At 54.5% G+C, this 23,003-nt stretch carries 23 protein-coding genes and 1 tRNA gene; 10 read left to right on the forward strand and 14 right to left on the reverse strand.

From position 1 onward, the window contains the following. Nucleotides 1-478 (forward strand): RNA-guided endonuclease TnpB family protein (locus tag QFX31_RS04930; RefSeq protein ID WP_348531014.1); only part of this gene is annotated, 478 nt, incomplete at its 5' end. Next, on the forward strand, nucleotides 475-1,032 hold the full coding sequence (locus QFX31_RS04935) for a matrixin family metalloprotease (RefSeq protein WP_348531015.1): 558 nt from the start codon (nucleotides 475-477) through the stop codon (nucleotides 1,030-1,032). The genes QFX31_RS04930 and QFX31_RS04935, both read left to right, overlap by 4 nt. 147 nt (nucleotides 1,033-1,179) lie before the next feature. Here the strand turns inward: QFX31_RS04935 and scpB are convergent, their stop codons facing one another. Continuing rightward, the gene (gene scpB / locus QFX31_RS04940; RefSeq protein ID WP_348531016.1) at nucleotides 1,180-2,190 is read right to left on the reverse strand and encodes an SMC-Scp complex subunit ScpB; all 1,011 of its coding nucleotides are present in this window, start codon (nucleotides 2,188-2,190) and stop codon (nucleotides 1,180-1,182) included. A 159-nt stretch (nucleotides 2,191-2,349) separates the two neighbouring features. Between scpB and QFX31_RS04945 the strand changes: the two genes are divergently transcribed. Beyond that, a complete protein-coding gene (locus QFX31_RS04945; protein ID WP_348531017.1) occupies nucleotides 2,350-3,063 on the forward strand; it encodes a hypothetical protein in 714 nt (237 codons plus the stop codon). Nucleotides 3,064-3,309: 246 nt separating this feature from the next. Here the strand turns inward: QFX31_RS04945 and QFX31_RS04950 are convergent, their stop codons facing one another. The 4 genes from QFX31_RS04950 to QFX31_RS04965 form a co-directional block, all read right to left on the reverse strand. Continuing rightward, on the reverse strand, nucleotides 3,310-3,660 hold the full coding sequence (locus QFX31_RS04950) for a nascent polypeptide-associated complex protein (RefSeq protein WP_348531018.1): 351 nt from the start codon (nucleotides 3,658-3,660) through the stop codon (nucleotides 3,310-3,312). A gap of 187 nt (nucleotides 3,661-3,847) precedes the next feature. Next, a tRNA-Arg gene (locus tag QFX31_RS04955) sits at nucleotides 3,848-3,933 on the reverse strand. 28 nt (nucleotides 3,934-3,961) lie between these two features. Continuing rightward, nucleotides 3,962-4,756, reverse strand: a complete 795-nt coding sequence (uppS, locus tag QFX31_RS04960; protein ID WP_348531019.1) for a polyprenyl diphosphate synthase — start codon at nucleotides 4,754-4,756, stop codon at nucleotides 3,962-3,964. Between the two features lie 248 nt (nucleotides 4,757-5,004). Further along, a complete protein-coding gene (locus QFX31_RS04965) occupies nucleotides 5,005-5,463 on the reverse strand; it encodes a hypothetical protein (protein WP_348531020.1) in 459 nt (152 codons plus the stop codon). 534 nt (nucleotides 5,464-5,997) lie between these two features. Here QFX31_RS04965 and QFX31_RS04970 point away from each other — a divergent pair. Beyond that, a complete protein-coding gene (locus QFX31_RS04970; RefSeq protein WP_348531021.1) occupies nucleotides 5,998-6,984 on the forward strand; it encodes a hypothetical protein in 987 nt (328 codons plus the stop codon). A gap of 137 nt (nucleotides 6,985-7,121) precedes the next feature. Here QFX31_RS04970 and QFX31_RS04975 read toward each other — a convergent pair whose 3' ends face one another. From QFX31_RS04975 to QFX31_RS04985, 3 genes are read right to left on the reverse strand one after another with little or no spacing between them, the layout of a single operon-like run. After that, nucleotides 7,122-7,940, reverse strand: a complete 819-nt coding sequence (locus QFX31_RS04975; RefSeq protein ID WP_348531022.1) for a metal ABC transporter permease — start codon at nucleotides 7,938-7,940, stop codon at nucleotides 7,122-7,124. Continuing rightward, nucleotides 7,941-8,666, reverse strand: coding sequence for an ABC transporter ATP-binding protein (locus tag QFX31_RS04980; RefSeq protein WP_348531023.1), 726 nt, complete (start codon nucleotides 8,664-8,666; stop codon nucleotides 7,941-7,943). Between the two features lie 8 nt (nucleotides 8,667-8,674). Next, nucleotides 8,675-9,142, reverse strand: coding sequence for a formylmethanofuran dehydrogenase subunit E family protein (locus QFX31_RS04985; RefSeq protein ID WP_348531024.1), 468 nt, complete (start codon nucleotides 9,140-9,142; stop codon nucleotides 8,675-8,677). A gap of 364 nt (nucleotides 9,143-9,506) precedes the next feature. Between QFX31_RS04985 and lysS the strand changes: the two genes are divergently transcribed. Both lysS and QFX31_RS04995 read left to right on the forward strand, forming a co-directional pair. Then, complete coding sequence (gene lysS / locus QFX31_RS04990; RefSeq protein WP_348531025.1) at nucleotides 9,507-11,000, forward strand: lysine--tRNA ligase; 1,494 nt, start codon at nucleotides 9,507-9,509, stop codon at nucleotides 10,998-11,000. 329 nt (nucleotides 11,001-11,329) lie between these two features. After that, nucleotides 11,330-11,461: a hypothetical protein gene (locus tag QFX31_RS04995; protein WP_348531026.1), complete on the forward strand. Its 132-nt coding sequence runs from the start codon at nucleotides 11,330-11,332 to the stop codon at nucleotides 11,459-11,461. A gap of 132 nt (nucleotides 11,462-11,593) precedes the next feature. Here QFX31_RS04995 and QFX31_RS05000 read toward each other — a convergent pair whose 3' ends face one another. From QFX31_RS05000 to QFX31_RS05020, 5 genes are all read right to left on the reverse strand, one after another. Then, nucleotides 11,594-13,939, reverse strand: a complete 2,346-nt coding sequence (locus QFX31_RS05000; protein WP_348531076.1) for a VWA domain-containing protein — start codon at nucleotides 13,937-13,939, stop codon at nucleotides 11,594-11,596. A 5-nt stretch (nucleotides 13,940-13,944) separates the two neighbouring features. Beyond that, the gene (locus tag QFX31_RS05005) at nucleotides 13,945-15,684 is read right to left on the reverse strand and encodes a BatA domain-containing protein (RefSeq protein WP_348531027.1); all 1,740 of its coding nucleotides are present in this window, start codon (nucleotides 15,682-15,684) and stop codon (nucleotides 13,945-13,947) included. A gap of 278 nt (nucleotides 15,685-15,962) precedes the next feature. Continuing rightward, the gene (locus QFX31_RS05010; RefSeq protein ID WP_348531077.1) at nucleotides 15,963-16,715 is read right to left on the reverse strand and encodes a TatD family hydrolase; all 753 of its coding nucleotides are present in this window, start codon (nucleotides 16,713-16,715) and stop codon (nucleotides 15,963-15,965) included. A 31-nt stretch (nucleotides 16,716-16,746) separates the two neighbouring features. After that, complete coding sequence (locus tag QFX31_RS05015; protein ID WP_348531028.1) at nucleotides 16,747-18,246, reverse strand: 2-isopropylmalate synthase; 1,500 nt, start codon at nucleotides 18,244-18,246, stop codon at nucleotides 16,747-16,749. A 188-nt stretch (nucleotides 18,247-18,434) separates the two neighbouring features. Beyond that, on the reverse strand, nucleotides 18,435-19,148 hold the full coding sequence (locus QFX31_RS05020; protein WP_348531029.1) for a UPF0280 family protein: 714 nt from the start codon (nucleotides 19,146-19,148) through the stop codon (nucleotides 18,435-18,437). Nucleotides 19,149-19,494: 346 nt separating this feature from the next. Here QFX31_RS05020 and QFX31_RS05025 point away from each other — a divergent pair, with 346 nt between their 5' ends. The 4 genes from QFX31_RS05025 (at nucleotide 19,495) to QFX31_RS05040 (ending at nucleotide 22,198) form a co-directional block, all read left to right on the forward strand. Beyond that, on the forward strand, nucleotides 19,495-19,713 hold the full coding sequence (locus tag QFX31_RS05025; protein WP_342766388.1) for a dodecin family protein: 219 nt from the start codon (nucleotides 19,495-19,497) through the stop codon (nucleotides 19,711-19,713). Nucleotides 19,714-20,379: 666 nt separating this feature from the next. Next, the gene (locus QFX31_RS05030) at nucleotides 20,380-20,592 is read left to right on the forward strand and encodes a DUF2116 family Zn-ribbon domain-containing protein (protein WP_348531030.1); all 213 of its coding nucleotides are present in this window, start codon (nucleotides 20,380-20,382) and stop codon (nucleotides 20,590-20,592) included. Between the two features lie 10 nt (nucleotides 20,593-20,602). Further along, the gene (locus QFX31_RS05035) at nucleotides 20,603-21,046 is read left to right on the forward strand and encodes a hypothetical protein (protein ID WP_348531031.1); all 444 of its coding nucleotides are present in this window, start codon (nucleotides 20,603-20,605) and stop codon (nucleotides 21,044-21,046) included. Between the two features lie 327 nt (nucleotides 21,047-21,373). Next, a complete protein-coding gene (locus tag QFX31_RS05040) occupies nucleotides 21,374-22,198 on the forward strand; it encodes a PstS family phosphate ABC transporter substrate-binding protein (protein WP_348531078.1) in 825 nt (274 codons plus the stop codon). 205 nt (nucleotides 22,199-22,403) lie between these two features. Here QFX31_RS05040 and QFX31_RS05045 read toward each other — a convergent pair whose 3' ends face one another. Further along, nucleotides 22,404-22,979 carry a uracil-DNA glycosylase gene (locus QFX31_RS05045; protein ID WP_348531032.1) on the reverse strand — a complete coding sequence of 192 codons (576 nt, stop codon included), beginning with the start codon at nucleotides 22,977-22,979 and terminating at the stop codon, nucleotides 22,404-22,406. Between the last annotated feature and the right edge of the window lie 24 nt (nucleotides 22,980-23,003).

Genomic DNA, 23,003 nt, shown 5'->3' on the forward strand with positions numbered 1-23,003 from the left:
GCTAGCAGCGGCACAACGGAGACTTTCCAGGAAGATCAAGGGCTCGAAGAACTGGATCAAGCAGAAGCTCAAGGTTGCCAGGATCCACAGAAAGATCAGGAATCTCAGAGACGAGTTTCTGCATCAGGTCTCGAAGAAGCTCGTGGATAAAGCGGATCTCATAGTATTTGAGAACCTGAATATCAAAAGCATGGTAAAGAACCACAACCTCGCGAAACACATCTTAGATCACTCCTGGGGTCGATTGATTCAATACACAACTTACAAGGCTGCGAGGGCCGGTAAGTCTGTTGAACTGGTCGATTCCAGGTACACGTCTCAGCGCTGCTCAGGTTGTGGTATCATCGTACCGAAAACGCTTGAGGATCGAGTCCACGAATGCCCGCGATGCGGGCTCAAGCTGGACAGAGATCATAACGCTGCATTGAACATACTCACCCTCGGACTGAGGGGTAGAGCCTGTGGAGATGCTGGATGAAACAGATCAATGAGACAGGAAGCTCCGGCCTTCAGGCCGGAGAGGAAGTCACTCAGATGATGGTGAGAGTCCTCTTCGGCGGGGATAATCTGAGCAGGAAGATGCTAAGCTCTCTCTTTGAGAGCTCCTTTCATGGTCTTGGGCTGTCCATGGAGTTCTCAGATCCACCGGAGCATATGCATGGAAGGAATGATGCCGCAGACATCCTGAGCGTGCTTTTGAGGAGAACAGGAGCGCATCCATCAATCTGGGTGGTCGATGGCGAGATACACCTTCCAGGCACAGGCCCGGTATTCGGGTGTGCCGCCGGACGATGCGCGGTTACCACAACATGTGGTTTGCCAGGAACGGCCTGGATGAATGTGGCACTGCATGAGATCGGCCACATCCTGGGGCTGGATCACTGCACCGGGCACTGCCTCATGCAGCCAGCCCTGAGTCGAGAAGAGATCGAGAGGCGCCCGTTCGCTCTGTGCGAGCAGTGCCTCGGGATCGCGAGGGTGAATGTGCAGCGTGGGCCCTCCCTCAAAGGTTATTTGCGTCCTGTGCCATAACCCATGGTGCCTATGAGGCCAACATCCGCCATTTATCGGGAACTCAACTGAGCCCAGCTTTTGTGGCGGTATGTCTTCTCTTCCAGTATGTTGCCATCAACAGGATGAGCTTACCTCCAAGGCATGCCCGCCTCAAAACCTGCATCTTCACCTGCGCCGCTGCCTGAGCCCTTCGAGCATCGCATCGTATCTCTGTCTGATCCGCTCCAATATGTCGACATGGCTATCCTGATGTGTTGGTATTACTATCTCGGCTCCAGCTCCCTTGTAATCGGCTGCTGCGGTCACGCCCTCTCCTATTTCCAGATGCATGTCCAGGGCGATCTCCCTCGCGATCGGCGTCAGCGGTTTCACAGGACCCAGGCCCCTTGACCGATCCCTGTACTCCCTTAATGCAGCGTCGATCTCTCCGATCAGGGCTTCTCCAGCAGACACATCTTTCAGCTTGAGCATCAGCCTCTCCACGCCCTCCTTCAGCTTTGAGAATGTCGATGTGCCAATTTCTACGAGCTCCCCTGAGTAGTGCTCTCTTATCCTCTCCGCATACCCCGGGGATGCCACAAGTAGCCGGATCTCCCTGAGCCTGGCAGTATCACTCTCGTCAGGCCTGTACGGGTTTACCACCACGTAATCGATCCCAAGCCGCCTGGCCAGGCTCTCGTATATCGGGGTGACCCCGATCATCTCACGCTTCCTGGAGATCATCTCCCTCAGGAACTCAGGGTTCGCAGACTGCAGGCCGAAGTACTCCGCAAACCCTCTGGTCGTCCTGAGCTCCCTGGTTCTGCCCTTCTTGCTCGCGCTTATCAGGCCCATCCGCTCCAGGATCCTGACGTGCTCGTAGCACTTGTTCCCGCGGATCCTCGCGAGATCGCTCTGCGTTATCGGCTGCCTGTATGCGATGACAGCGAGCGTGCGTATCACTGAGGAGTCGAGCTCCCTTGGTGCGACCATCGCCACTGCCTGAGAGAGATCCCCTCTCACCTGCATCACAAATGAGCCCCCGACTGCTCTTACCTCGATGCCTCCACCGCGTGATGCATACTCCCTCGAAAGGGATTCTGCGGCATCAAGCACCTCCCTGGCATCGAGTCCTGTGAGGCCTGATATCTCCTCCACAGAGAGGGGACGGCCCGCTGCGAAAAGCATCGCCTCCACTATAGCTTTAGCACCTGCCTTTGTCGTTCTGGGACCTCCTGTGGGCGGTGATGTTCTGTTCTCTTAATCTCCATTCGGTATACGTTAAGAATCAGAATGCAGCCTCTCTATCTGGGCATGAGATATATTTAAATTCGCTCCGGATCTCATGGGGTTAGAATGAGCGAGTCGGTTCAGAAGTCGAAGGAATCCGTGCATGATGCTGATGAGCTCATGTTCATGGTCAAGGGACTGCAGAGCACAAACAGCTCCAGCGCCCAGATCATCGATATGCTCGAGATACTCGAAGGTCTGGCGCCATTTCTCGACAAGACCAAGGTGATAGAACTCAAGTGCAAAAACTGCGATAACTACGCGCCCTGCTTCTTCCCGCTGGAGGACGATTACGAGGTCATCGATACGCATGCATACTGTCACAAGAAAGGCCAGCCTCTGCACCATCTGACGTTTCTATCAATAGCGAAATGCAGGGACTTCTCGAGAAAGGCCCAGATTGAGCTGGCAGATCTGGCGAGGAGGCTCATGGAGGAGCTGAGATCTGCCTTGAGAGACAGGAAAATATACGACCACAATGAGTTCGCGAACTATCCTATAGCCTTCGAGCTCTCACAGGATTCAGACAGAGTTACTATCCAGCTCGGTCACATGTCTGAGGATGGCGTGTTCGTGATGGGCGATGCGCGTATCCTTCTGGTGAGAAGGCCGGATCCGAGGCTTGGAAACAAGGCCTCACAGATCGGCAGGGCACTTCACGATAACGATCTTGTTATCCTGGTTGAGGCGAGCAGGAGCGCCATGAAGCATCTAAGACTGAAGGATGCGGTCGGGAAGATCGCTGCATCGCATGGCATACCGGTCATCTATGATCCCTGATCTTCAGGTTTGAGCTCTATTTTACGCCTGGCTCAGGTAGTCGAATCGTCAGAGATGCGAACCCAACCAGCAGCATTCGACTTTACCTCATTCTGCAGTTGGCTCGTCTCTGTGAATTATCGGAGATTTGGATTGGGTTAATTTTCGGAATGTAGAGGCCCATTTCCGTCATTCTCTGCCAGCCCGATTAATCTGCTGGATGAGCCCCGCCAAATTACGGGGAGTGGGCCTTGCGTTTTGCATCCTTCATGATGTCCTTGCGCCCAGCTTTATTATCGCCTCAGCGAGGTCTCCCCCGCACTCCACCAGCGCGGCTTTGGCCTCCTCAGGGCTTGCTCCTGTCTGAGATACAACCAGCTCGATATCAGAGGGCGAGACCCTGGGAATCTCTGTGACATCTCCGGATATCTGATAGCTTCTGTTGCCCTGCGCCTCCATTACTGCCACAGACGCGTTCTTGATCACTATCTCTCTGTCCGAGGTTCGTATGACGACCTCCTCCACGCCCTCGATCTCGTCGATGTTTATGCCCATGCTCTTCAGCATGCCCTTCATCTTCTTGGGGCTCATCCCCCGTCCGCCAAGTCCTGGAAACATAAGACCACCGCAGGACAGAAGGAGATGGTTGGATTTATCCTTATCCGAGAAGGTATGCTCGCCACAAACCTGCGTTTACTGAAAGGCGGGCTGCAGATAACCAGTCAGAAGCGCATGAGAAGATCATCGCTGTGGAGTGCCATACAGCCGATCCGCATCGGACAGTGATGAAGCACCAAAATTCGAACGTCCCGACCGGGATTCGAACCCGGGTTGAAGGCTGTCTGCGAGGATCTCCGCAGGCCTCCGGGATATCCACTACCCCATCGGGACAACGAGTGAGTCATGAATCCCTTCCTGGTTATAAGCCTGTTGATCTGGAGGCATACGACTGTGCTGTCCGGATTGCTCTGAGAAAGTCTATCTTTCTGAACTCCGGCCAGTACGGCGCACAGAAGTATGCGGCACACTCGCTTCCGTTTGCCTGCCAGGGAAGGAAGTTGGATGTTCTGAGCTCGCCACCAGTTCTTATTATGAGATCGACCTTCGGCACTGGCGGTTCTTCGATGGGATAGAGGTATCTGCTCACCAGATCCTCATCGACATCGTCTATCCTGATCGTCCCACTGCGCAGGTCTCTTGCCATGGCCCTGGCTGCGTCGACCAGCTCGTACTGCCCTCCGTATGCGAGCGCCACGTTTAGGTACATCTGGCTGTACCCCTCGGTCGCGGCCTCAACCTCTCGTATGGCATTCTGCAGGTACTCAGGGAGCATGTCGATCCTGCCGATGGCCCTGACCCGAACCCTGTTTTTGTGGATCTTCTCAGAGCTGCACAGTTCAAGGAGCTTCTCCGCGATCAGGTTGAAGATGTACCTCTTCTCAGGCTCGCTCCTGCTGAAGTTCTCAGTCGAGAACGCGTAGACAGTCAGGTGCTTTATTCCAAGCTCCAGGCACCAGTCTGATATCTTCTCTGTGGTCTTCGCGCCGAGCCTGTGGCCATTCGATACCGGCATGTTGTGCCTGTTCGCATATCTTCTGTTTCCATCCTGGATGACCGCGACGTGCTCCACTCTCGGGCCCCTGGCGAGCTGGCGCTTTAGCATTCTCTCGTACACTGCATATGCTGATGAGAGCAGCAGATCTCCGCATCTCAAAAAAATCCCTTATGCAGGCTATCCTGAGCATGTATTTAACTGTTTCACACCGGGATTCTCGCAGCCGCATCGTTCACGCGTAATCCGGGAGGAGGCTTTTGGTTCTCATCAATACAAGTACACAGCCCATTGTTCACCCTCATAAAACCAGGAACCTGCAAGTCTTATACGACGTTCTTGGGAGCAAATGCAAATAAACAGGATCAGCTCGTTGAGGAGCCAAAAATAAAAGAGATTCCTGCACCGTTTTACTCAGTCACAGGATACGCAAATGTGGAGACCTCGTTGCCCTCTGGATCGATGAGGGTGACGTTGCCGGCCTCAGCGAACTCGATCGTTGTGTTCAGGTATATCTCTGTCTCTGTATTCTCGCCAGCGCCCAGGAAGAGCTTCACAGAGCTGGCTGGCTGGACCTCGATCGCACCCAGTGTTACCGGCTCGTTCTCATCTATCTTGAGCGTGTAGTTCTCCAGGCTCTGGGCTGCATCGCCATCGTTGGCGATCTCCACATAGGCCTCCTCGATGTTGACATCAGCGATGTAGAGTGCCGCAACCTCTGCGGTGACATTCTCTGCTGTTACATTCTCTGCGGTTACGTTCTCGGCTGTGACATTCTCTGCGGTGACATTCTCAGCAGTATTTTCCGCATATGCCGCTCCCAGGAACACAAGCAGAGCAAGCATAAGCGTGTATGCTACGATCTTCATATAATACCTCCTTGCTTTTTAATCAAAACTCATTCATCTTAATTAAGATTTAAATCTTTTCTAAGATTGTTACAGATTTAATATTATTATCTTATCATCAGATTGTTTATAAAAATATCAGAAAATATCTTAAAATAAATTCAGCATCGGCAGAGATGATCTCCGCTGAAGCAGAGTTTCTGCACTTTAGGATGATTCGCGATCGTACATCTGCATTTGAGCAGGATGCAGCGGAAGAGGAACTGAACTGCCTATGATAGAATCGACGGTCCTCAACAGACTGTCGCCCCCATCCATTCAAGCAGCTGTATGGCCGCAGGATATGAGTACACGGCCAAACATACAGGAGCGCAGGACATCTCTGATCTTCCGGCCTGAACTCTGCAGCTTCAGTCCGGCGTCCCGCATATAGATCTGGTCCTATTCCGGTGCTCAGAAGCTCACCCCTTTATCAGGAGACCTCCTGCAGAATCCTCTGTGCGCACACTGGGACGCATCGCAAACTATAACATGAGTGACGATGCTGCTGCTGTTATGTTCAAGCTGGGAGAATATGACGAGCTGACGGCAAAAGATCTTGCAGACCGTCTCAGGGAGATGAAGATCCGGGTCGATATACGGCCATCGATCGTGGCAGATCTGAAGATCAGACCAGTACTCCAGGGGCGCTTCAGCGAGCTGAAAAACGAGATCAAGGACGAGAGGACAGTAAAAAAGTACGAGCACTACCTGGATGCTCTACGGAAGACATTCGCTGAGAAGCCTGCCCCGGAGGAGTTCTACAGAAGGTATCAGATGTATGCGGTTCCAAAGTGGGTCAAGATCGCCGAGAGGATAGAGGCACTGATGATGGAGAGGATCCGTGCAGAGGCGACCACAGAGGAGACATCTTCAGGGGAATCGTCTCAGGAGGCTGCTCAGGAACCACCTGCAGGGCCCTCTCCTGAAGAGACACCACACGAGGAAACCTCGCCTGAAGCTGCCAGCATATCTGATGAGGTCGATGAGGAGGTGGATTACGACATCCTTATTGATAACAGAGCTGCCGCAGAATTCGTGGAGTGGGTTTTCTCGCTGAACAAGCTGGAGATGGATGAAGATCCCGGAGATAAGCTGAACGATCCAATCGTTGCAATACCGGTTATAGCAAGCGATTATTCAGATCACCCGATGCTGCGAACGAATATACATGTGAGTCTGGAGAAAGCCTATGATCTCTACATAGATGAATGGTCTGTTTTCACATGCGAGGATCCGGACAAGGATTTCTTCGATGAGTTTCAGAATGAGGCGATTCAGATCATGGCGATCAACGCCATACTGAACAATCTGACAGATATGCCGCCATCAGGCAAAGTTGACATGGAGAGCTTCTTGCACATGTGTGGCGTCTACATGGAGATGGATAGCGGCATTTTCAATGTCGATGCATATGGTGTGGCAGAGGATCTCGCAAAGATCCTTGAGAAAAATGGAGTGGTGAAGATAAAGGGAGATACGATCCGCTGGAAGAAGGTGTAAGCAATTCATCAAGGAGACGGTCTCCCTGGTGACGTCATGTGATGCGCTTCCCGGGTGTTCAGGAGGCTGTGCGGCCTGTCCTGGAAGCTCTCTTTCAGGAGAGCTTAGATGCGACAGGTTATCCGATGGCCCGGACATCAGCACTTCTGCCCGCGCCTTCTCTTCGGAGAGAGGGCTACAGATACCAGAAATATCGCAACGCTCATTATCGCGATCGAGCTGCCCACAGGGATATCGAAATACAGGGACGCAGCTGTTCCCGAGATGCTTGATGCAAGCCCTATGAGGGGTGATATCAGCATGATCCATCTCATGTCGTGGGAGAACTGGTACGCTGATGACACTGGATTCACCATAAGAGCGAATATGAGCAGGCCGCCGATGAGCTTGAGCGAGACCGAGACAGTGACGCCGCAGAGAAAGAGTATCGCGTAGTAGAATGGCTTCGTGTTGATGCCTGACTCCTCGGCGAGCTTTCTGTCGAGCATTATCGCGAAGAACTCCTTGTAAAAGAGGAATATCACCACCAGGAGCGCCAGCATCAGAACAAGAAGCCTGATGAGATCGGTGGTTGTTATTCCCAGGACGCTCCCCCAGAGAACTGAAAGAGCAGTGCTGCTCACCACAGACCCTGGTACGATGCTGAGAAACAGAAGCGCCAGCGCCATCGTGAGGGAGAACATGATTCCCAGGACGACATCAGCCTGCAGCCTGGCCTTATCCGCAACCGGTCCAAGGATCAGGGCAACGGCCATTGCCATACCCAATGCCAGAGCGAATGGGTCTCTGGATACGGCCAGCCCGAGCGCGGCGCCTGCGAAAGCAGCGTGCGACATGCAGAACCCCATCGATGAGAGGTTCATTCGCACAATGAACACGCCTATCATGGAGCACACGACAGAAGCAAGTGAAGCCCCGATGATCGTGTTCATCACTATACCCGGCGGCAGCATCATCTAAGCCTCAGCGAATGCATCTCTGAACGTCCTGGAGGAGAGCATCTCGTCAGGATGCGCATCTCCGATGAGCCGCCCGTCCTTCAGCAGCAGTATCCTGTCGCAGATATCGGACACGTGAGCTGTGTCGTGTATGACCATGACAGTCGTCAGCCCATACTTCGTATGAAGAGTGCATATCTTCTTCGATACATCTTCCACAGCTCTGCAGTCCAGGTTCGAGTAGGGCTCATCCAAAAGCAGTATCCTGGGCCTCTTCGCGAGCAGCCTGGCCAGAAGCACCCTCTGCGTCTGGCCTCCTGAGAGCTTTCCTATCGGCCGGTCCCAGAGATGATCTATATCCATGAATTTTGCAGCCTCATGCGCTATCTGCCAATCCTCCCTCCCCGGCCTTCGCAGGATGCCGATCTTCCCGAACCTCCCCATCACAACGACATCTCTCACTAGATACGGTGTGTCCTCGGGAAACGTTTTGGCCTGAAGCATGTAGCCTATATCCTTTCTGATCTCAGGGCCGTGCCTCCGGGCGTCCCTTCCGAATACCTCGACCCTGCCGGTCGATGGGAGTATTCCATTTATCGTCTCGAGGAGCGTGGTCTTGCCGGCGCCGTTGGGTCCCATGACGCATACCATCTCTCCCCTGCTGATGGAGAGCGTGATTCCCTTCAGGGTGGAGTTCCTCTCGCCATCGTAGAATGTGTGCACGTTCTCGAGCCGGATCAGCATGGACCACCTCAGAGCCTCTCGATGATCGAGTCCAGCGGCATTCTGGACAGCTCCCAGGAGAAATCCTCCAGCTCATCATGCGACAGCTCTGAAATCCTCTCAACAATGCCTCTCCTGACCCTGAAGCTCACACTTCTGCCGTTTGAGTAAAATGTAGCCTCAGGCATGCCATCCTGGACGACAGATATGTTTCCCTTCCCGAGTGTGCATCCGGTGGATATCTGAATGCCATCCGCCATACACGATACAGGGGGTCTGCTACCTGACCGCACGAGAGCGCTGATATCCCTGTGACCATGAGAGCCGAGCTCCCTGAGAGCAGCGAGCCCCATCCTTATGCCAAGAACAAGAAACGGCCCCAGATGGCCGTGAAACTCACTGCCACGCTCTATCATGTTATCAATAGATACATTATCTGGATCTATCATGTGCATCTTCAACACAATCACCTTATTGATCTGACTTGGTATTATCAAAGGCATGAAAATAACTTGAATTGCGATATATAGCTTTTCCAGTAACAATGTTAAGATGCGCACTGCAATATTGTATTACCAGATGGTGGCGCTTACCATCACTCAGGCAGAAGGAAACTGAGGTCGTCTTGGGACTATGCCAGCCACTGGCTGCAATGGGAGCTGTGCCTTCTGGTCAGGATCGCAATGCGGCACATCGGGCAGCTGTCCAGAGGTTTGCTGGCGGTCATGAAGAGACAGAACGTGACGAAAGATATAGTTGTGCTCAGGCATGTTTTCGTCCAGCCATCCTGGTGGGCGCATTCTGAGCTCCTTTTCGCCATGGCCGGAAGCTTAATATCCCGCTCTGCATCGATCTCGGCTTATGATCATCCACTGGGCAGATGTGATTGCAGAGAGGCTCAAGGACGGTGGCCCGCACACACTGGCCACAGGCATAACGCCATCAGGGCCTGTGCATATAGGAAACCTGCGCGAGGTCATGACAGCTGATGCTGTTTACAGAGCTCTTGTAGACAGGGGCGTTGAGGCGAGGCTGATTTACATAGCTGATACATATGATCGCCTGCGGAGGCTCTACCCATTTCTGGACGAGAGCTTCAGGGAGCATGTGGGCAAGCCTTTATCTGAGATCCCATGCCCGGAGGGGTGCTGCAGCAGCTACGCAGAGCACTTCCTGCAGCCGTTCCTCAGATCGATGGATATTCTGGATATAAAGCCTGAGGTCTACAGGGCGGATCAGCTCTACAAAGAGGGCGTTTATCTGGATGCCATAAAGATCGCTCTGAAAAAGAGGGATGAGATCGCAAGGATACTTAAGGAGATCTCCGGCAGGGATGTTGCGCCGACCTGGAGTCCTTTCGATCCAATCTGCAGGGACTGCGGCCGCATGAACACAACAAGGGTGACAGGGTTCGATCCTGATGCGGAGAAGGTGGATTACGTCTGCGAGTGTGGATCATCCGGGAGCGTGAGCATGCGTGGGGGTGGCAAGCTCGTCTGGAGGGTCGACTGGCCTGCACGCTGGCACATCTTCAAGGTGACGGTCGAGCCCTTTGGAAAGGATCATGCGACCGCCGGAGGATCTTATGACACCGGCAAGAGGATCAGCGAGGATGTTTACAGCTACCCTGCCCCGTATCCAATAGTCTACGAGTGGATCCATCTCAAGGGAAAGGGCGCGATGCACAGCTCCACAGGGCTTGTTGTGACTGTCCAGGAGATGCTCGATGTCGTGCCGCCAGAGGTTCTGCGCTACCTCATAATCAGGACGAAGCCGGAGAAGCACATAGAGTTCGATCCTGGACTTCCGCTCCTCACACTTGTGGATGAGTACGATCAGAGGAGGGGCGATGCGAGGGCGCTGGAGCTATCCTCAATAGGACACAGCGAGCCGTTCAACATACCGTTCAGGCACATGGTTACTGCGGTACAAATTGCACGTGATGACGAAGATCTGCTTCTCAAGGTTCTGGAGAGGAGCGGCTACGAGACATCGCGCAGGGATGAGATACTCGCGCGCGCCAGGAACGTGAGGATTTGGCTGGAGAGGTACGCGCCGCCGTTTGTGAAGTTCGAGGTCAAGGAGACCCTCCCCCAGGCGGTCAGAAACATCACCCAGGAGGAGCGCAGGGGTCTTGGATTGCTAGCTGAGCGGATCGATGGAAAGAGCGCGCAGGAGATCCACGACGAGATATATGCAGTGGCAAACGAGCTCAGCCTCGATCCAAAGAAGTTCTTCCAGGCAGTGTACCTCGCGTTTCTCGGTGAGCGTCAGGGGCCGAAGGCCGGCTGGTTCCTCGCGAGCCTGGACAGGGACTTCGTCAAGCAGAGGCTCATCGAGGCATCTCTCGCGTGAGTGAATGACTCTTTGGCTCATCCAGGCTAATTAGCGGAATATTGAGAATGGCGAAAAGGGAAGCTTCAACGGTACCGAAAATCCGGCTCAATCAAGCTTTCCGATAATTCGCGGAGATGAGCCGACTCTTTTTGGAGACGCCTCTCCAAAAAGAGTCACATCGATCTGTTGATGGAGAGCAGCAGAGCGCAAACTCCGGTCTTCATGCCGGAGAGAAGGTCACGCATGACTGGCAATCTCCTGGAAGGACTGGCGGCCACCTGCAGCATAACAGACACATATTCCAGGCATGTTCATCAAAACCGGAACAGTTCTGCAGGGGTGATCTGATGTCAGGGATCGAGGAGGCTATACTGAGGCTTGAGGAGATCGCGGGTCGCCACATATGCGCCACACGAAGGGAGGAGCTGCTGGAGATCATAGAGATTCTGAGGCGCGAGCTTGAAAGGGAGAGGAGATGAGGCTGCGCTTCTCTGCCCCGCGTCCAGCCTCAAAAATCGATGCAGCTCTGAGCAGTGTCAGTTCACTCGCACGCCAGCAGGCTTGCTGAATGAGCGAAGCATCACGGATGCACATCTTCAGCATGAAGAACCTCAGCCCCTTATCTCCCTCAGGCGCCTGATCGTGACCTCAAAGAGGAACAGGACCAGCGCAGCCAGAAGAAGCTGCCAGCTGATGCTCAGCCTCTCCTGGACGAGACGCTCGCTCGCCTTTCTCGCCTCCTCCACTATGCTTCTTCCAGCCTCCTCCTCTGTGAAGATCTTTCCACCCGCTGCCTCTATCATACCTCTCAGCTCAGGATTGAATCCGAAATTCCTGTACTCCAGCGGGTAGTTCACAGCGATCCCGTAGTCGTTAATGTAATACACACCCTCAGACTCCGGGACGATAGTCGCTGTGTACCTGCCAGGAGCGGTGCTCTCGATCCTCGCCCCCTCCCCGATCTCCGGCGGGCTCTCGCTTGAGACGTATATCTCCAGAGGGCTCCCGGCCCATCCGTCTCCAGCCTCAACCCGCTCCTTCTCCGGCCTGGGATCTCCAACAGCCCAGTTCACAATGGAGGATATGAGCATTGAATTCTCCGCAGCATAAAGCGACTGCGCCCAGGCATTGCCATCGTCTGTGGCCAGGGAGACGCTCCTTCCGAGGCCGTAGCGCATCGCTGTAACTATCGGCTTTCCATCTGTCAGCGCCACGAGCCTCTGGGCGCCTGGCTTCGGGGTGACGTCGTTGAAGCCGCTGATCGTAGCATTGATCTCAATCTCCTCTGTTATGTAGTGGTTCTGGTCCGTCACCACAAGCGTGTATCCGGAGACGTTCTCCGCGACCTCATGCTCCCCTTCAATCTCAGGAGTTCTCACCGTGAGAGAGCTCGGATACACTGCGGGACGGAACGTGGCGCCCGTGAGCGAGGCCATCTCCTGGAACCTGCCTGCAGACCCCGCATAGCTCTGGACCTGTATCAGGGTTACAGTCGCGTTCATCTTCCTCATAATATCCACAGAGTTGAGGAATACCTGATCGCCCTTTACCTTGTCAGGCTCTATTCTGCCATCTGAGATGATCACAAGATCAGCCTCGGCCCTGCTCTCGTTGATGATCTTCCATGCCAGGCGGAGCCCCTCATCCAGGTTCGTCTCGTCCTTACCGAGCGGCGTCTGGAGGCTCTTTATGCTCTCCTCTATGACGCCCCTGTTCCTGATCGGCACCGGCTGCGATACCACGTAGGGCTTCGTGCCGAAGACCACAATACCGACCCTGGCATCCCTGAGCTCCGGAGATCTCAGTAGCTCTATCGCGAGTGACTTCTCGTAATCGAGATATGTCGTGCTCTCCCCGATCCTCATCGGCGCCATGGTGCTTCCGGAGATGTCTATGACCATGATCAGAACCTTCCCGCCCTCGAAGATGCTCGGGGATGAGATGACGGGGAGAGCTCTCTCAAGCTCTGTGCCGTGATAGCCGCCCAGCTCATATGCATCCGGGCCTCCTATGACAACCAGTCCGCCGCCGCTTGCAACGTAGCTCCTCAGACGGTCGAGATCCGGGTCGTACTTGATGTTGTCCAGGATGACCGCCTTGTAACCGCTCAGTGACTGCGGAAGGGAGTCAGCAGTGCTCAGATCGACAAGATCCCTGAGCACATCCATCAGAGGAGAGGGTCTGCCCAGGAGGAGAACTCTCGGCTTCGGCACGACGTAGACGGCTTTTGTGTACATGTTGTTCCTCTCGAAGTGGTCCTCGTCCGGGTGTATCTCAGCTCTCAGAAGGTGCGTCCCTGTGCTGCGGAACCGGTGTGACATCCTTAAGGAGTCGTTTATGCTCTCCAGAGAGCCCCTGAATATCTCCAGGTCGTCCGCGTATACCACAGCATCGCCGCTGACGCTGCCGGATTTCCTGACAATTATCTTGAATGGATAGTCGCCATCCAGAACCGCAATGTTGCTTCCGGATATCTCGACGCCCGCCTCCTTCTCTTGAGTGTTCATCTCTATCGCGAAGACCGAGACGTTCGAGCTTCTGGCGAGGAGCAGGGCATCCCGTAGCGGGCGCCCGCTGTTGCTGTAACCATCACTCACAAGCAGAATCGAATCAGCCTGTGGCATGTACTGTATGATCCTGTCTCCAAGAGGCGTGCTCTCGCCTGAGAAGTACCTGAGCTGCGAGTCCGGGATCCTCTCGCTCAAACGCTCCGCGACATTCATGTCGAAGATCTCCATGGATACTGTCTGATCCGAGAGTATCAGTATCCTCGGCCTGCTCACGTCCTTTGTGTGCGTTGTTACTGTGTACGGGTTCGCCAGCGCGATTACGATCAGACACACCACCAGGGATCTGGTGAGAACCAGAAGCCTCCGCTGTGTGCGCTTTGTGTAGAGAATCCCTGCTGCGAGAACCAAAGGAACGAGCCAGAGCAGTTCAGGCCTCTGAAGGTACATCTCTGTCAAAGCTCCCTCCTCCATCTCACTATTCCGAGCTCGGCCATGAGAAGCATCAGAGCCGCCAGAATGACCCAGACAGAGAGATCCCTCTCCACGAGCTTCTCCGTACTGACGCTGGATCTGAAGCTTCCGGGATCATAGGATCCTCCATTTCTCAGATCAGACTCGGCGGGATCGTAGAGGTTCGCAGCGATTCTCCTTCCGTCAAAGGTGTACAGACCCGCCCTGTCGAGAAGGAGGAGCTGTGTGGTAACCGTGCCTCCAGGCGTGCTTATGGTCGTCTGTCTGTCCAATGGCACAACCTCTCCGGTCTTCCTGTTGAGATCATCCAGCGACGGAGCGCCTGTCAGCCATCTGATCAATTCATACCAGAAGACAGGGTACTCAGGCCGCAGATGGAAATCGCTGCCGTACTCGAGCGCGTTGTACACGACAGTCCCCCTGCCGAGCTGCCAGTATGCGAGCAAGGGAACGCTGTTCACCTCAACAATGGTCGTAGCTCCGCGCCTGGGCACGGCCTCGAGGTACGCCCTCATCCCGATCTCCTCGAAGTGTATTCCTTCTCCGAATACAGGATTTCTCGCCCAGGGGATGCCTGTCCTGTTCACCACGCCCGTTATCCTTACGGGCAGATACTCCGGGCTCGGGGAGTTCTCCTGCGGGATGTAAATGATCCTTCCTCCGGAGTCAACATACCTGTTCAGATCGCCATCGATAGAGCTGTTCCTTATCACCACCAGGTCATAGCCCTTTGGCTCTCCACTGGTATCAACGCTGCCAATTGCCCTGAGCGCCGCCAGTGTGGGACCGCTCTCTCCCACGTAGAGAATCCTCGTCTCACCCCGGGACGGGGCGTAGATGTACGCAGTGTTGTCAGCGGATACCGCATCCCTGACATCGAGAGATACTGTGCTGATGCCGGATGGGAGGCTGAGGGAGAGGTAGTAGTCTGAGTCCGCATCCATGAGCGTTCTGTGCTCTGAGCTGCCGCCCTGTGATGCGACCCTTATCGTGAGATCCCTCGCAGATCCGTAGTTGTGGATCCTGCATGTGTAGTTGATCCCCTCGTATGTCTCTGTCAGCCAGCCTCCCACGATCCCGACGTTGTCCCCTCCCCCGCCTGTGTCCGCGAAGACTATGCTGGCGCCCGTCGCGGTGAGGGAGTCCCTTGTGGCGCCTGGATCGTCTCCGATCCAGCTCATGAAGTCTGAGATGACGAGGATATCACCGCCCTCAGGACCTGTCAGGGTGTATGCCAGGTTAATGGCGCTCGATATGTCCGCGGAGAGATCGAGCACCGAGATCTTACCGAGCATGGATCGCGCCTCATCAGGGCTGCCCTCTCTGAGCGCCACGACAGGTATGCTCTCCGCCAGAACTATGCTCACCCTGTCGTATCCGGAGAGCTCTGATGATGCTATGCCAAGCGCGTTCTGGAATGTGCTCTCCATGCTCGCAGAGACATCCAGAACAAGAACGAGATGCGAGCCGGGGCTCCCCCTCTCCAGGGTATATGGCCCGGCAGCTGCAATAGATAGAAGAATGAGAATGAGGAGCTGCAGCCAGAAGAGCGGATCCTTTATCATCCTGCTCAGGGCTGCGGATCTCCTGGCCTTTCCAGCCTCAAGAAACCTTATGCTCGGGAAGAGAACATCACGGGGCTTCGGTTTTATGAGGTAGAGGACGATCAGCGGCAGTATGCTGAGAAGTCCGAGGAGTGCATATGGATTTCTGAACGGCATCTCTTGCTCTGATGCGGAGATCTGAGAAAAATGTTTGCCTGTGCGGTCGGGCCTGCATTTCATTCTGCAGTGAATGTGAGCTCCATGACCCCAATGCGACCTTTCGAGGACTGATGGCCATTACCACGAAAGCTTGACACTGAGAGATAACTCCCTGCCGACTCGCTTTTTGCTGAAAACCACATCAAATGCTTTCGTCCTTTCTGCGCTCCTTGCCGCAGTCGGGGTTTGAGGCGGGTTCGTGAGCAAACCCGCATCTCAGGGCGCCTGGACGGATATCACATTCCGTAGATCCTTCTGGTGTTCCTCACAGTCGCCCTGGCAAGATCCTCAGGATCCATTCCCCTCAGCCGCGCTATGAGGTTGAGCGAGTCCAGTATGAATAAAGGCTCGTTCCTGCCCCGCCGGGGAGAGAGAAACGGGCTGTCTGTCTCAATGAGCAGGTGATCCAAAGGCACGCTCCTGGCCAGAGCCTGGTGCTTCACAGATCTGCACACAACTGTTGCAATTGACACGTAAAATCCCCTGTCGACGATCTTCCTCATGGTCTCCAGGCTTCCGCTGTAGCAGTGGAACACCACCTTCCCCATGTCCTTCACAAGATCGAACGCGATATCCTCGGTATCCCTGGCGTGTATCACAAGCGGCTTGTCGAGCTCCTCTGCGAGCTCTATCACCCTGCGGAAGACATCAACCTGCTGCTTTCTCAGAGCCAGATCGCTGCACCTGTAGTAATCCAGCCCCGCCTCTCCGACCCCGATTATCTCCCCGGAGTTCTGCCGGATCTCCTCGAGGACGATATCCACATCCCCGGGCCTCATCCGGTCTAGGGAGTTTGGGCTGAGGCCCAGGGTCGCGTGGATGAACTCATGCGACCTGGCCAGCTTCAGCGTCTCCCTGTTCGTCTGAAGGTCAACTCCGGAGTTGATCATCTCCACAACGCCTGCAGCTCTCGCCCTCTCTATAACATCCATCCTGTCCTTGTTGAAGTGCTTGAAATCGAGATGACAGTGTGCATCTATGACTTCCACCAATAAAACATCCCCTGCTCATTTCTTTTGGTTACTTGGATGCACGTTCCTCGAGGAGCAGAAGGCGGTTTATGGCGCTGACAAGCGCCTCCACCGATGCCATGACTATGTCCTCCCGCGCAGACCGGGCGGATACCTTCCTTCCCTCGGTATCCTCAACCCCTATCACGACCTCTGCAAGGGCATCAGATCCCCCTGTGATCGCCTCTATCCTGAAATCCCTCACCCTGATCAGGCTGTCCTGGCCGAGTATCTCCCTCACAGCCTTCACGGCAGCATCGACTGGACCAACACCGATGTTTGCGAGTACCTTCTCCTCGCCCCGGAACAGCGCCCTGACCGTGGCTGTGGGCGTTATCGTGTTACCGGTCATCACAGCCACCTCCTTGAGGACGAGCGCCTGCTCCCCCTTTGCGATCTCGCCCAGGACGACCTCTGCGATGGTCTGGAGATCCGCGTCTGTGACCTGCTTGCCCTTGTCGCCCAGCTCCTTTATCCTCTGGAGGATCTCCTGGAGCTGATCCTCTGTCGGATGATAGCCGGACTCCTCGAGCACCTTCTTCACCGCGTGCCTTCCCGTGTGCTTTCCGAGAACGATCCTGCGCCTGTGGCCGACCATCTCAGGCGTCATTATCCCGGGCTCGAATGTGTCGCTTCTCTCGATAACCCCATGGCTGTGTATGCCGCTCTCGTGGGAAAACGCGTTGTCTCCGACGATCGGCGCATTTATCGGTATCCTGGTCTCTGTGAGCCTTTCGACAAGCCTTGCAGTCTCAACGAGATACTGCGTCTTTATCGATGTCTTCGCTCCGTATATCGAGTGCAGGCTCATGACGGTCTCTGCGAGGTTCGCGTTGCCTGCCCGCTCACCCAGCCCGTTGACTGTGACCTGGACCTCCCGCGCGCCCGCCTCCACAGCTGCCAGGCTGTTAGCCACCGCAAGCCCGAAGTCGTTGTGGCAGTGCACATCCACGAGTATGTTCATGTAGCTGCAGACCTCTTTCACGAGCCGGTGGAACGCGGACGGCGCCATGACGCCCACGGTGTCGGGTATGTTTATTATGTCAGCGCCGGCGTTCTCAACAGCCTTGAAGATCTCCCTGAGGAAGGCGGGGGGCGTCCTGGTGGCGTCCATGGCTGAGAAGAGGCAGAGAACACCATGATCCTTCACGTACTCGACCGCCTTTATCGAGTCTGCAACTATCTCCTCCCTGCTCTTCTTTATCGTGTGTGCTATCTGTATGTCAGATGTCGATACGAAGACATGGACCATGCCGACACCTGCATCGAGACACCTGTCGATATCGCTCCTGATGATCCTGGAGAGGCCGCAGACTGTGGCGGTGAGCCCCTCATTTGCTATGGCCTTGACGGATTCGAACTCGCCCCTGGACGATACAGGAAAGCCAGCCTCTATGACGTTGACCCCGAGCTTGTCGAGCTGCCTGGCGATTATGAGCTTCTCCTCAGGGGTGAGCGAGACCCCCGGAGTCTGCTCGCCATCCCTCAGGGTAGTGTCGAATATCCTCACCTCTTGGCCGCGAAGGTGCTCAAGATGGTAGAAAGCGATCCCACGCAGAAGTTTCTACTGACATGCTCGCAGGGTTGAATCGCGTGAGAGATAAAACTTTGCTTTCAGCTGGAGGCGCGGCTGAACCTGAGCTGGGCCAAGAAATGTCTGTGCGTCGCATGCATAAGGGAACGGCCAAAATCAGGCTGCTATCCCTTTGTTATCAGGTCGTATTCGACCCGTGCTCTCCGTATGGGTGGCACATCTCCCCACACCGCCATCTCATTCCCCCTTACAACCAGAGCTGCGATCACCTCATCTCGATCCACTGCACTGAAGCACTCCTCCAGGCTGGCATCCGGGGTGACGGCATTGCCGAGCGCCGTTGCTCCGGCATCTGCTACCGCCGGATCTCTGGATATCACGGTCGCGACATCTGCGCATCCGAAGCTTATCGATGGCCCGACGGTCCCGCTGCTGCTGCAAATTCCCAGAACTCCTCCGGCAGGAGGGATCTCAAGCGCCAGGTTCTTTATAGGAGACGTGCCGGCGTATATCCCGACCAGCACAGGCTCATCTGAGCACATCGCTATATCCCCGCCGTTATCAACGACCGCGTAATCAGCTCCTGCATCAACCATGGCCTCGACTGCGGCTGCAGCTATCGCACCGGCGACCGCCGCCATAGGTCCGACGTTGAAGAGTGATGATGCATGACACATCCTTTTAACAACAGGAGGGGCATCATCTACAGGGCGATCGTACGGCTCGAGTGTCAGCTGGAAGATCGGGTCCATAGCTATGAACTCCTCAAGCTGGATCCTGCTCTCTATTATCGCGCTCTTTGCGATCTCTATGTGCTCCTGCGATCTGGCCACAATCGTGGCTATCGTCTGATGAAGCCTGAAGTGCTCGCGTATCATCAGTGCTCGATCTCACTTCATCGCTATAGCTTTTGAGGATTCTGTGAGAAATGCATCTTGGGTCGTGTACTTGTATCATTGAAATCCGCAGCGTTCACTTCAGCCAGACTCATGGGATGTCTCACCCATAGCACTCGATTTCAGCGGATCATTCAGCTATTCGAGTACACGACCGCATCTTGCCGCTCTGAGCAAACCCCCCCGGGTGCAGAGTTCAATCAGGTGAAACGTGCTCTGTGCATGAGATCCAGCGACTCAACAGACCTGATTGCTGACGCACACACAATCTCGAAAGTTATATTAAGATAGAGGATCATTTTATCAAGTAATTCATGAGGTGATTTGCTTGAACGGGGATGTATATAAATTCATAGAGCTCGTCGGCACATCGACGGTTGGGTGGGAGGATGCGGTGAAGACTGTCGTGGAGACAGCCTCAAAGACTTTGAGGGATCTGAGGGTGGCTGAGGTCACCGAGCTTGATGTGAGGCTGGACAAGGGCAAGATCGTCGAGTACAGGGCAAAGGTGAAGCTGTCGTTCAAGTACGAGAAGGAGGAGGACTGAGAGTTCAGCTCGTGGGCTTGCACCACTTAATGCTCCAGCTGCGATCGATGGCCTCAGGTAGATTCCGTAAATCTGGATGTTTTGAGGATGCGGGTTAACATGAAAGCACGACATAGGCTGAAATCCTGTGTCGGCTTGCTTGGATGAAACCAACCCGCATCTCAACGCCTTCATTCTTTTGACTCACCTTCTCATGCGTGGTTTTCATACAGGTACACGACTCAGGCAACGATACATTTATAAACGAAAAATCCAACATAGAATGGTCCCTTTAACGAGGGCTGGCATGAGCATGGCATGATGTCGCTTTGAGTGCCGGTGCGATAGAGGGACGACACGCCGCATTGATAGGTCCTTGTGGGAGATCACTGACAGGGTCTGACGATGACCTCAAGACAACCCACATGCGGTACATGTGCCCGTTGCGAGGGTTGCCGGTCAGACAGAGGTTACCGCAGGATGATGCACCGGAGTTAGCATCGGGCGACAGATTCCTGTTACATCCCTCCCGACGTCAGGTGATCCGGTCGCGCGAAGCATGGCGATTTTCTGGATGATATAATCCACCGGATGACGCTGGCCTGCAGCCGTCCTGGCATGGATCGATCACGCGCAAATCTTATCTATATTGTGTTTCGACTAGAGCACATCCCATGGTGGTGTGGTTTGAACAAGCTCTCACCCCACAAGCACTGCATAATATGCGGCAATGCCATTGAGGCCGACAGCATGTTCTGTGATGAGCTCTGCGAATCGAAATACCGATCGGCCCAGAGGCGCCAGCAGCTTGTTTTTGTGGTCTTTCTTCTTCTCATGATCGCAACATTCGTCCTGCTTGGCATCCTGCCGGCGCTCTTCGGGCAGAGCAGGCCCGGCTGAGGTGGTTGATGTGAGGTATCTCGGATTGATCATCGCATCGGTGTTTTTGTTGCATGCCTCTGCTGGACTGAGCTACATACAGGTTAAGGATGTTACCATGATCCCAGATGGCGAAGATCTGAGGCTCCAGGTGAATTACACGCTGGAGCCATTCGCGAAGCTTTATGTGCTTGCTCTGGGGTGCAGGCACATCGAGCCAGAGCTGATCAGGCTCTTCTCCAGCTATCAGAATGTGAAGACGGTGAAGGCCAAACCAACCACAGCAACGCTCGTCGTCGAGAGCGCGGGCACATACCTCGACGGTTACTACCTGTACGACGCGAAACCCCTGAGCGCTCCGGTATCCAGGTTCACCGTAGTCTACCCGGAGGGCGTCACCAGGACTTTTATCAATGTGACAGCAACGCCGAGCATATTCGTGGAGAAAAATGCGCTGAGAATGGCTGCGCGGTAAACTCCGTTCGCTCTTATGCGGTTAGCAACTTGCAGGTCATGCAGGCTGACTGCAGGAAGCACTCATTCGCTCGCCAGGAGCGCATATCGAGACCGCTGCCCTCTGTGGGCAGGTCACAAGATGGATAGAACTCCATTATGCTTTGTGGAACCTTTACTGACACTCACAGCATGTGATCTTACATGATGCCAGCCCACGCATGCGGCACTTCTTTTATGCACATCTGGTATATACATTACAATAAGAATATAGACATAAGTTAAGATATATTTTTTATTTCGGCATAGTATATATAATACCATGCTATCTCTGCCATCGGTGATCGAGATGAGATTGCTGGCATTAATAGCCGTAATGCTTGTAATGGGATCCATCAGCCCTGTGCTGAGCGCCACGGACGTGCGCGTCTCGGGATCGACCACTGTGCTGCCTCTTGCATCTGTATGTGCTGAGAGCTTCAACTCGGAGCAGAGTGATTACCGGGTCACTGTCACAGGCGGTGGCACCGGAGTGGGAATAACTGATCTGGGAGAGGGGAGATCGGATATCGCCATGGCATCCAGGGAAGTGACAGACACTGAGAGGAGCAAGTATGAGACCAACGGCAAAAAGTTCAACGAGATACTGGTTGGATACGACGGCATAGTCATAGCAGTGAGCCCACAGGTTTATGATGCTGGCGTGAGGGCGCTCACAAAAGAGCAGGTCAGAATGATATATGCCGGAGAGATCACCAACTGGAAGGAGGTCGGTGGTCCTGACAGGCAGATATACGCCATAGCGAGGAGAGCGGGATCCGGCACGAGGGATACATTCAACGAGATCATAATGGGCTCTAAGGAGGCGGAGACCCCCGGAGTATCGACAGAGGCCGCTGACAACTCTGAGGTGAAGACCGCGATAAAGGGCAGCGATAAGGCGATATGCTATCTCGGGTACAGCTACGTCACAGATGGGACTGTGAAGGGAGTTGCGCTGGATGGCGTGGAGCCTACAGTTGATAGCATCAAATCCGGAGAGTACCCGCTGGCGAGGAAGCTGTACTTCTACACCCTCGGCGAGCCCAGTCCGGGCGCCCAGGCCTTCATAGACTTCGTGCTGAGCTCACGCGGGCAGGATCTGGCTGAAAAGGCCGGGTATATACGGGTATGAGTGCTGGATCTGGGGATCCAGACCCAACTATTTTTACAGATGGGCCATCCCTGTGATCCAGCGGACGGTGATCTAACAGAAAGAAACGAGTCAATTGCTGATTGGAGCTACCGGAGTTCGTCCCTCCAGCGACCGCATGAGCCTTGTTAAATACACATCGTATTACGTTGCATGCGATTCCTTAACCGATGACCAATGGATGCCCTCAGGCATTTCGTTTCACATCTCGGGGCAGATGATCCACAGATAGCATCTCCCTGAGCTTTGCCAGATCGGATACGAAAAGCTCCATGCGATCCTTGTTTCTGAGAACAGCCGCCGGATGGAATGTGATCAGATACAGATCGTCGAATATCCTCCCCCTGAGAGATGTCACGCCCTGCATCCCGAGTACAGCCTTTGCGGGGACGTTCCCGAGGAGGCAGACCGCTGATGGTCCGATTATCTCGATCTGCTTTCTGAGATACGGCATGCACGCCCTTATCTCCTCTCTGCTGGGCTGCCTGTTTCCTGGCGGCCTGCACTTCACGATGTTTGTTATGAAGATCTCACCACGATTCAATCCCGCAAGGCCCAGCGCCCTGTTCAGGATCGCACCAGCCCTTCCCACAAACGGCCTCCCCGCAAGATCCTCGGCCGCGCCTGGTGCTTCGCCTATCATCATGATACTCGCATCCGCCGGCCCCTCACCCGGAACTGCGTTTCTTCTTGTCTGCGAGAGCCTGCACCTCTCACATCTCATGATCTCACATGCAAGCTCCCTGAGATCACTCCCGCACACGGTTCCTCCTTCACTGGATCACAC

This window comes from Methanothrix sp., assembly GCF_030055635.1.
Lineage (GTDB): Archaea > Halobacteriota > Methanosarcinia > Methanotrichales > Methanotrichaceae > Methanothrix_B.

Bases quoted from the DNA above. Each gene is read 5' to 3' on its own strand.
- QFX31_RS04935 (WP_348531015.1), top strand. From the start codon at position 475: ATGAAACAGATCAATGAGACAGGAAGCTCCGGCCTTCAGGCCGGAGAG.
- QFX31_RS04945 (WP_348531017.1), top strand. From the start codon at position 2,350: ATGAGCGAGTCGGTTCAGAAGTCGAAGGAATCCGTGCATGATGCTGAT.
- QFX31_RS04950 (WP_348531018.1), bottom strand. From the start codon at position 3,660: ATGTTTCCAGGACTTGGCGGACGGGGGATGAGCCCCAAGAAGATGAAG.
- QFX31_RS04965 (WP_348531020.1), bottom strand. From the start codon at position 5,463: ATGAAGATCGTAGCATACACGCTTATGCTTGCTCTGCTTGTGTTCCTG.
- QFX31_RS04970 (WP_348531021.1), top strand. From the start codon at position 5,998: ATGTTCAAGCTGGGAGAATATGACGAGCTGACGGCAAAAGATCTTGCA.
- QFX31_RS04975 (WP_348531022.1), bottom strand. From the start codon at position 7,940: ATGATGCTGCCGCCGGGTATAGTGATGAACACGATCATCGGGGCTTCA.
- QFX31_RS04980 (WP_348531023.1), bottom strand. From the start codon at position 8,666: ATGCTGATCCGGCTCGAGAACGTGCACACATTCTACGATGGCGAGAGG.
- lysS (WP_348531025.1), top strand. From the start codon at position 9,507: ATGATCATCCACTGGGCAGATGTGATTGCAGAGAGGCTCAAGGACGGT.
- QFX31_RS04995 (WP_348531026.1), top strand. From the start codon at position 11,330: ATGTCAGGGATCGAGGAGGCTATACTGAGGCTTGAGGAGATCGCGGGT.
- QFX31_RS05000 (WP_348531076.1), bottom strand. From the start codon at position 13,939: ATGTACCTTCAGAGGCCTGAACTGCTCTGGCTCGTTCCTTTGGTTCTC.
- QFX31_RS05005 (WP_348531027.1), bottom strand. From the start codon at position 15,684: ATGCCGTTCAGAAATCCATATGCACTCCTCGGACTTCTCAGCATACTG.
- QFX31_RS05020 (WP_348531029.1), bottom strand. From the start codon at position 19,148: ATGATACGCGAGCACTTCAGGCTTCATCAGACGATAGCCACGATTGTG.
- QFX31_RS05040 (WP_348531078.1), top strand. From the start codon at position 21,374: ATGAGATTGCTGGCATTAATAGCCGTAATGCTTGTAATGGGATCCATC.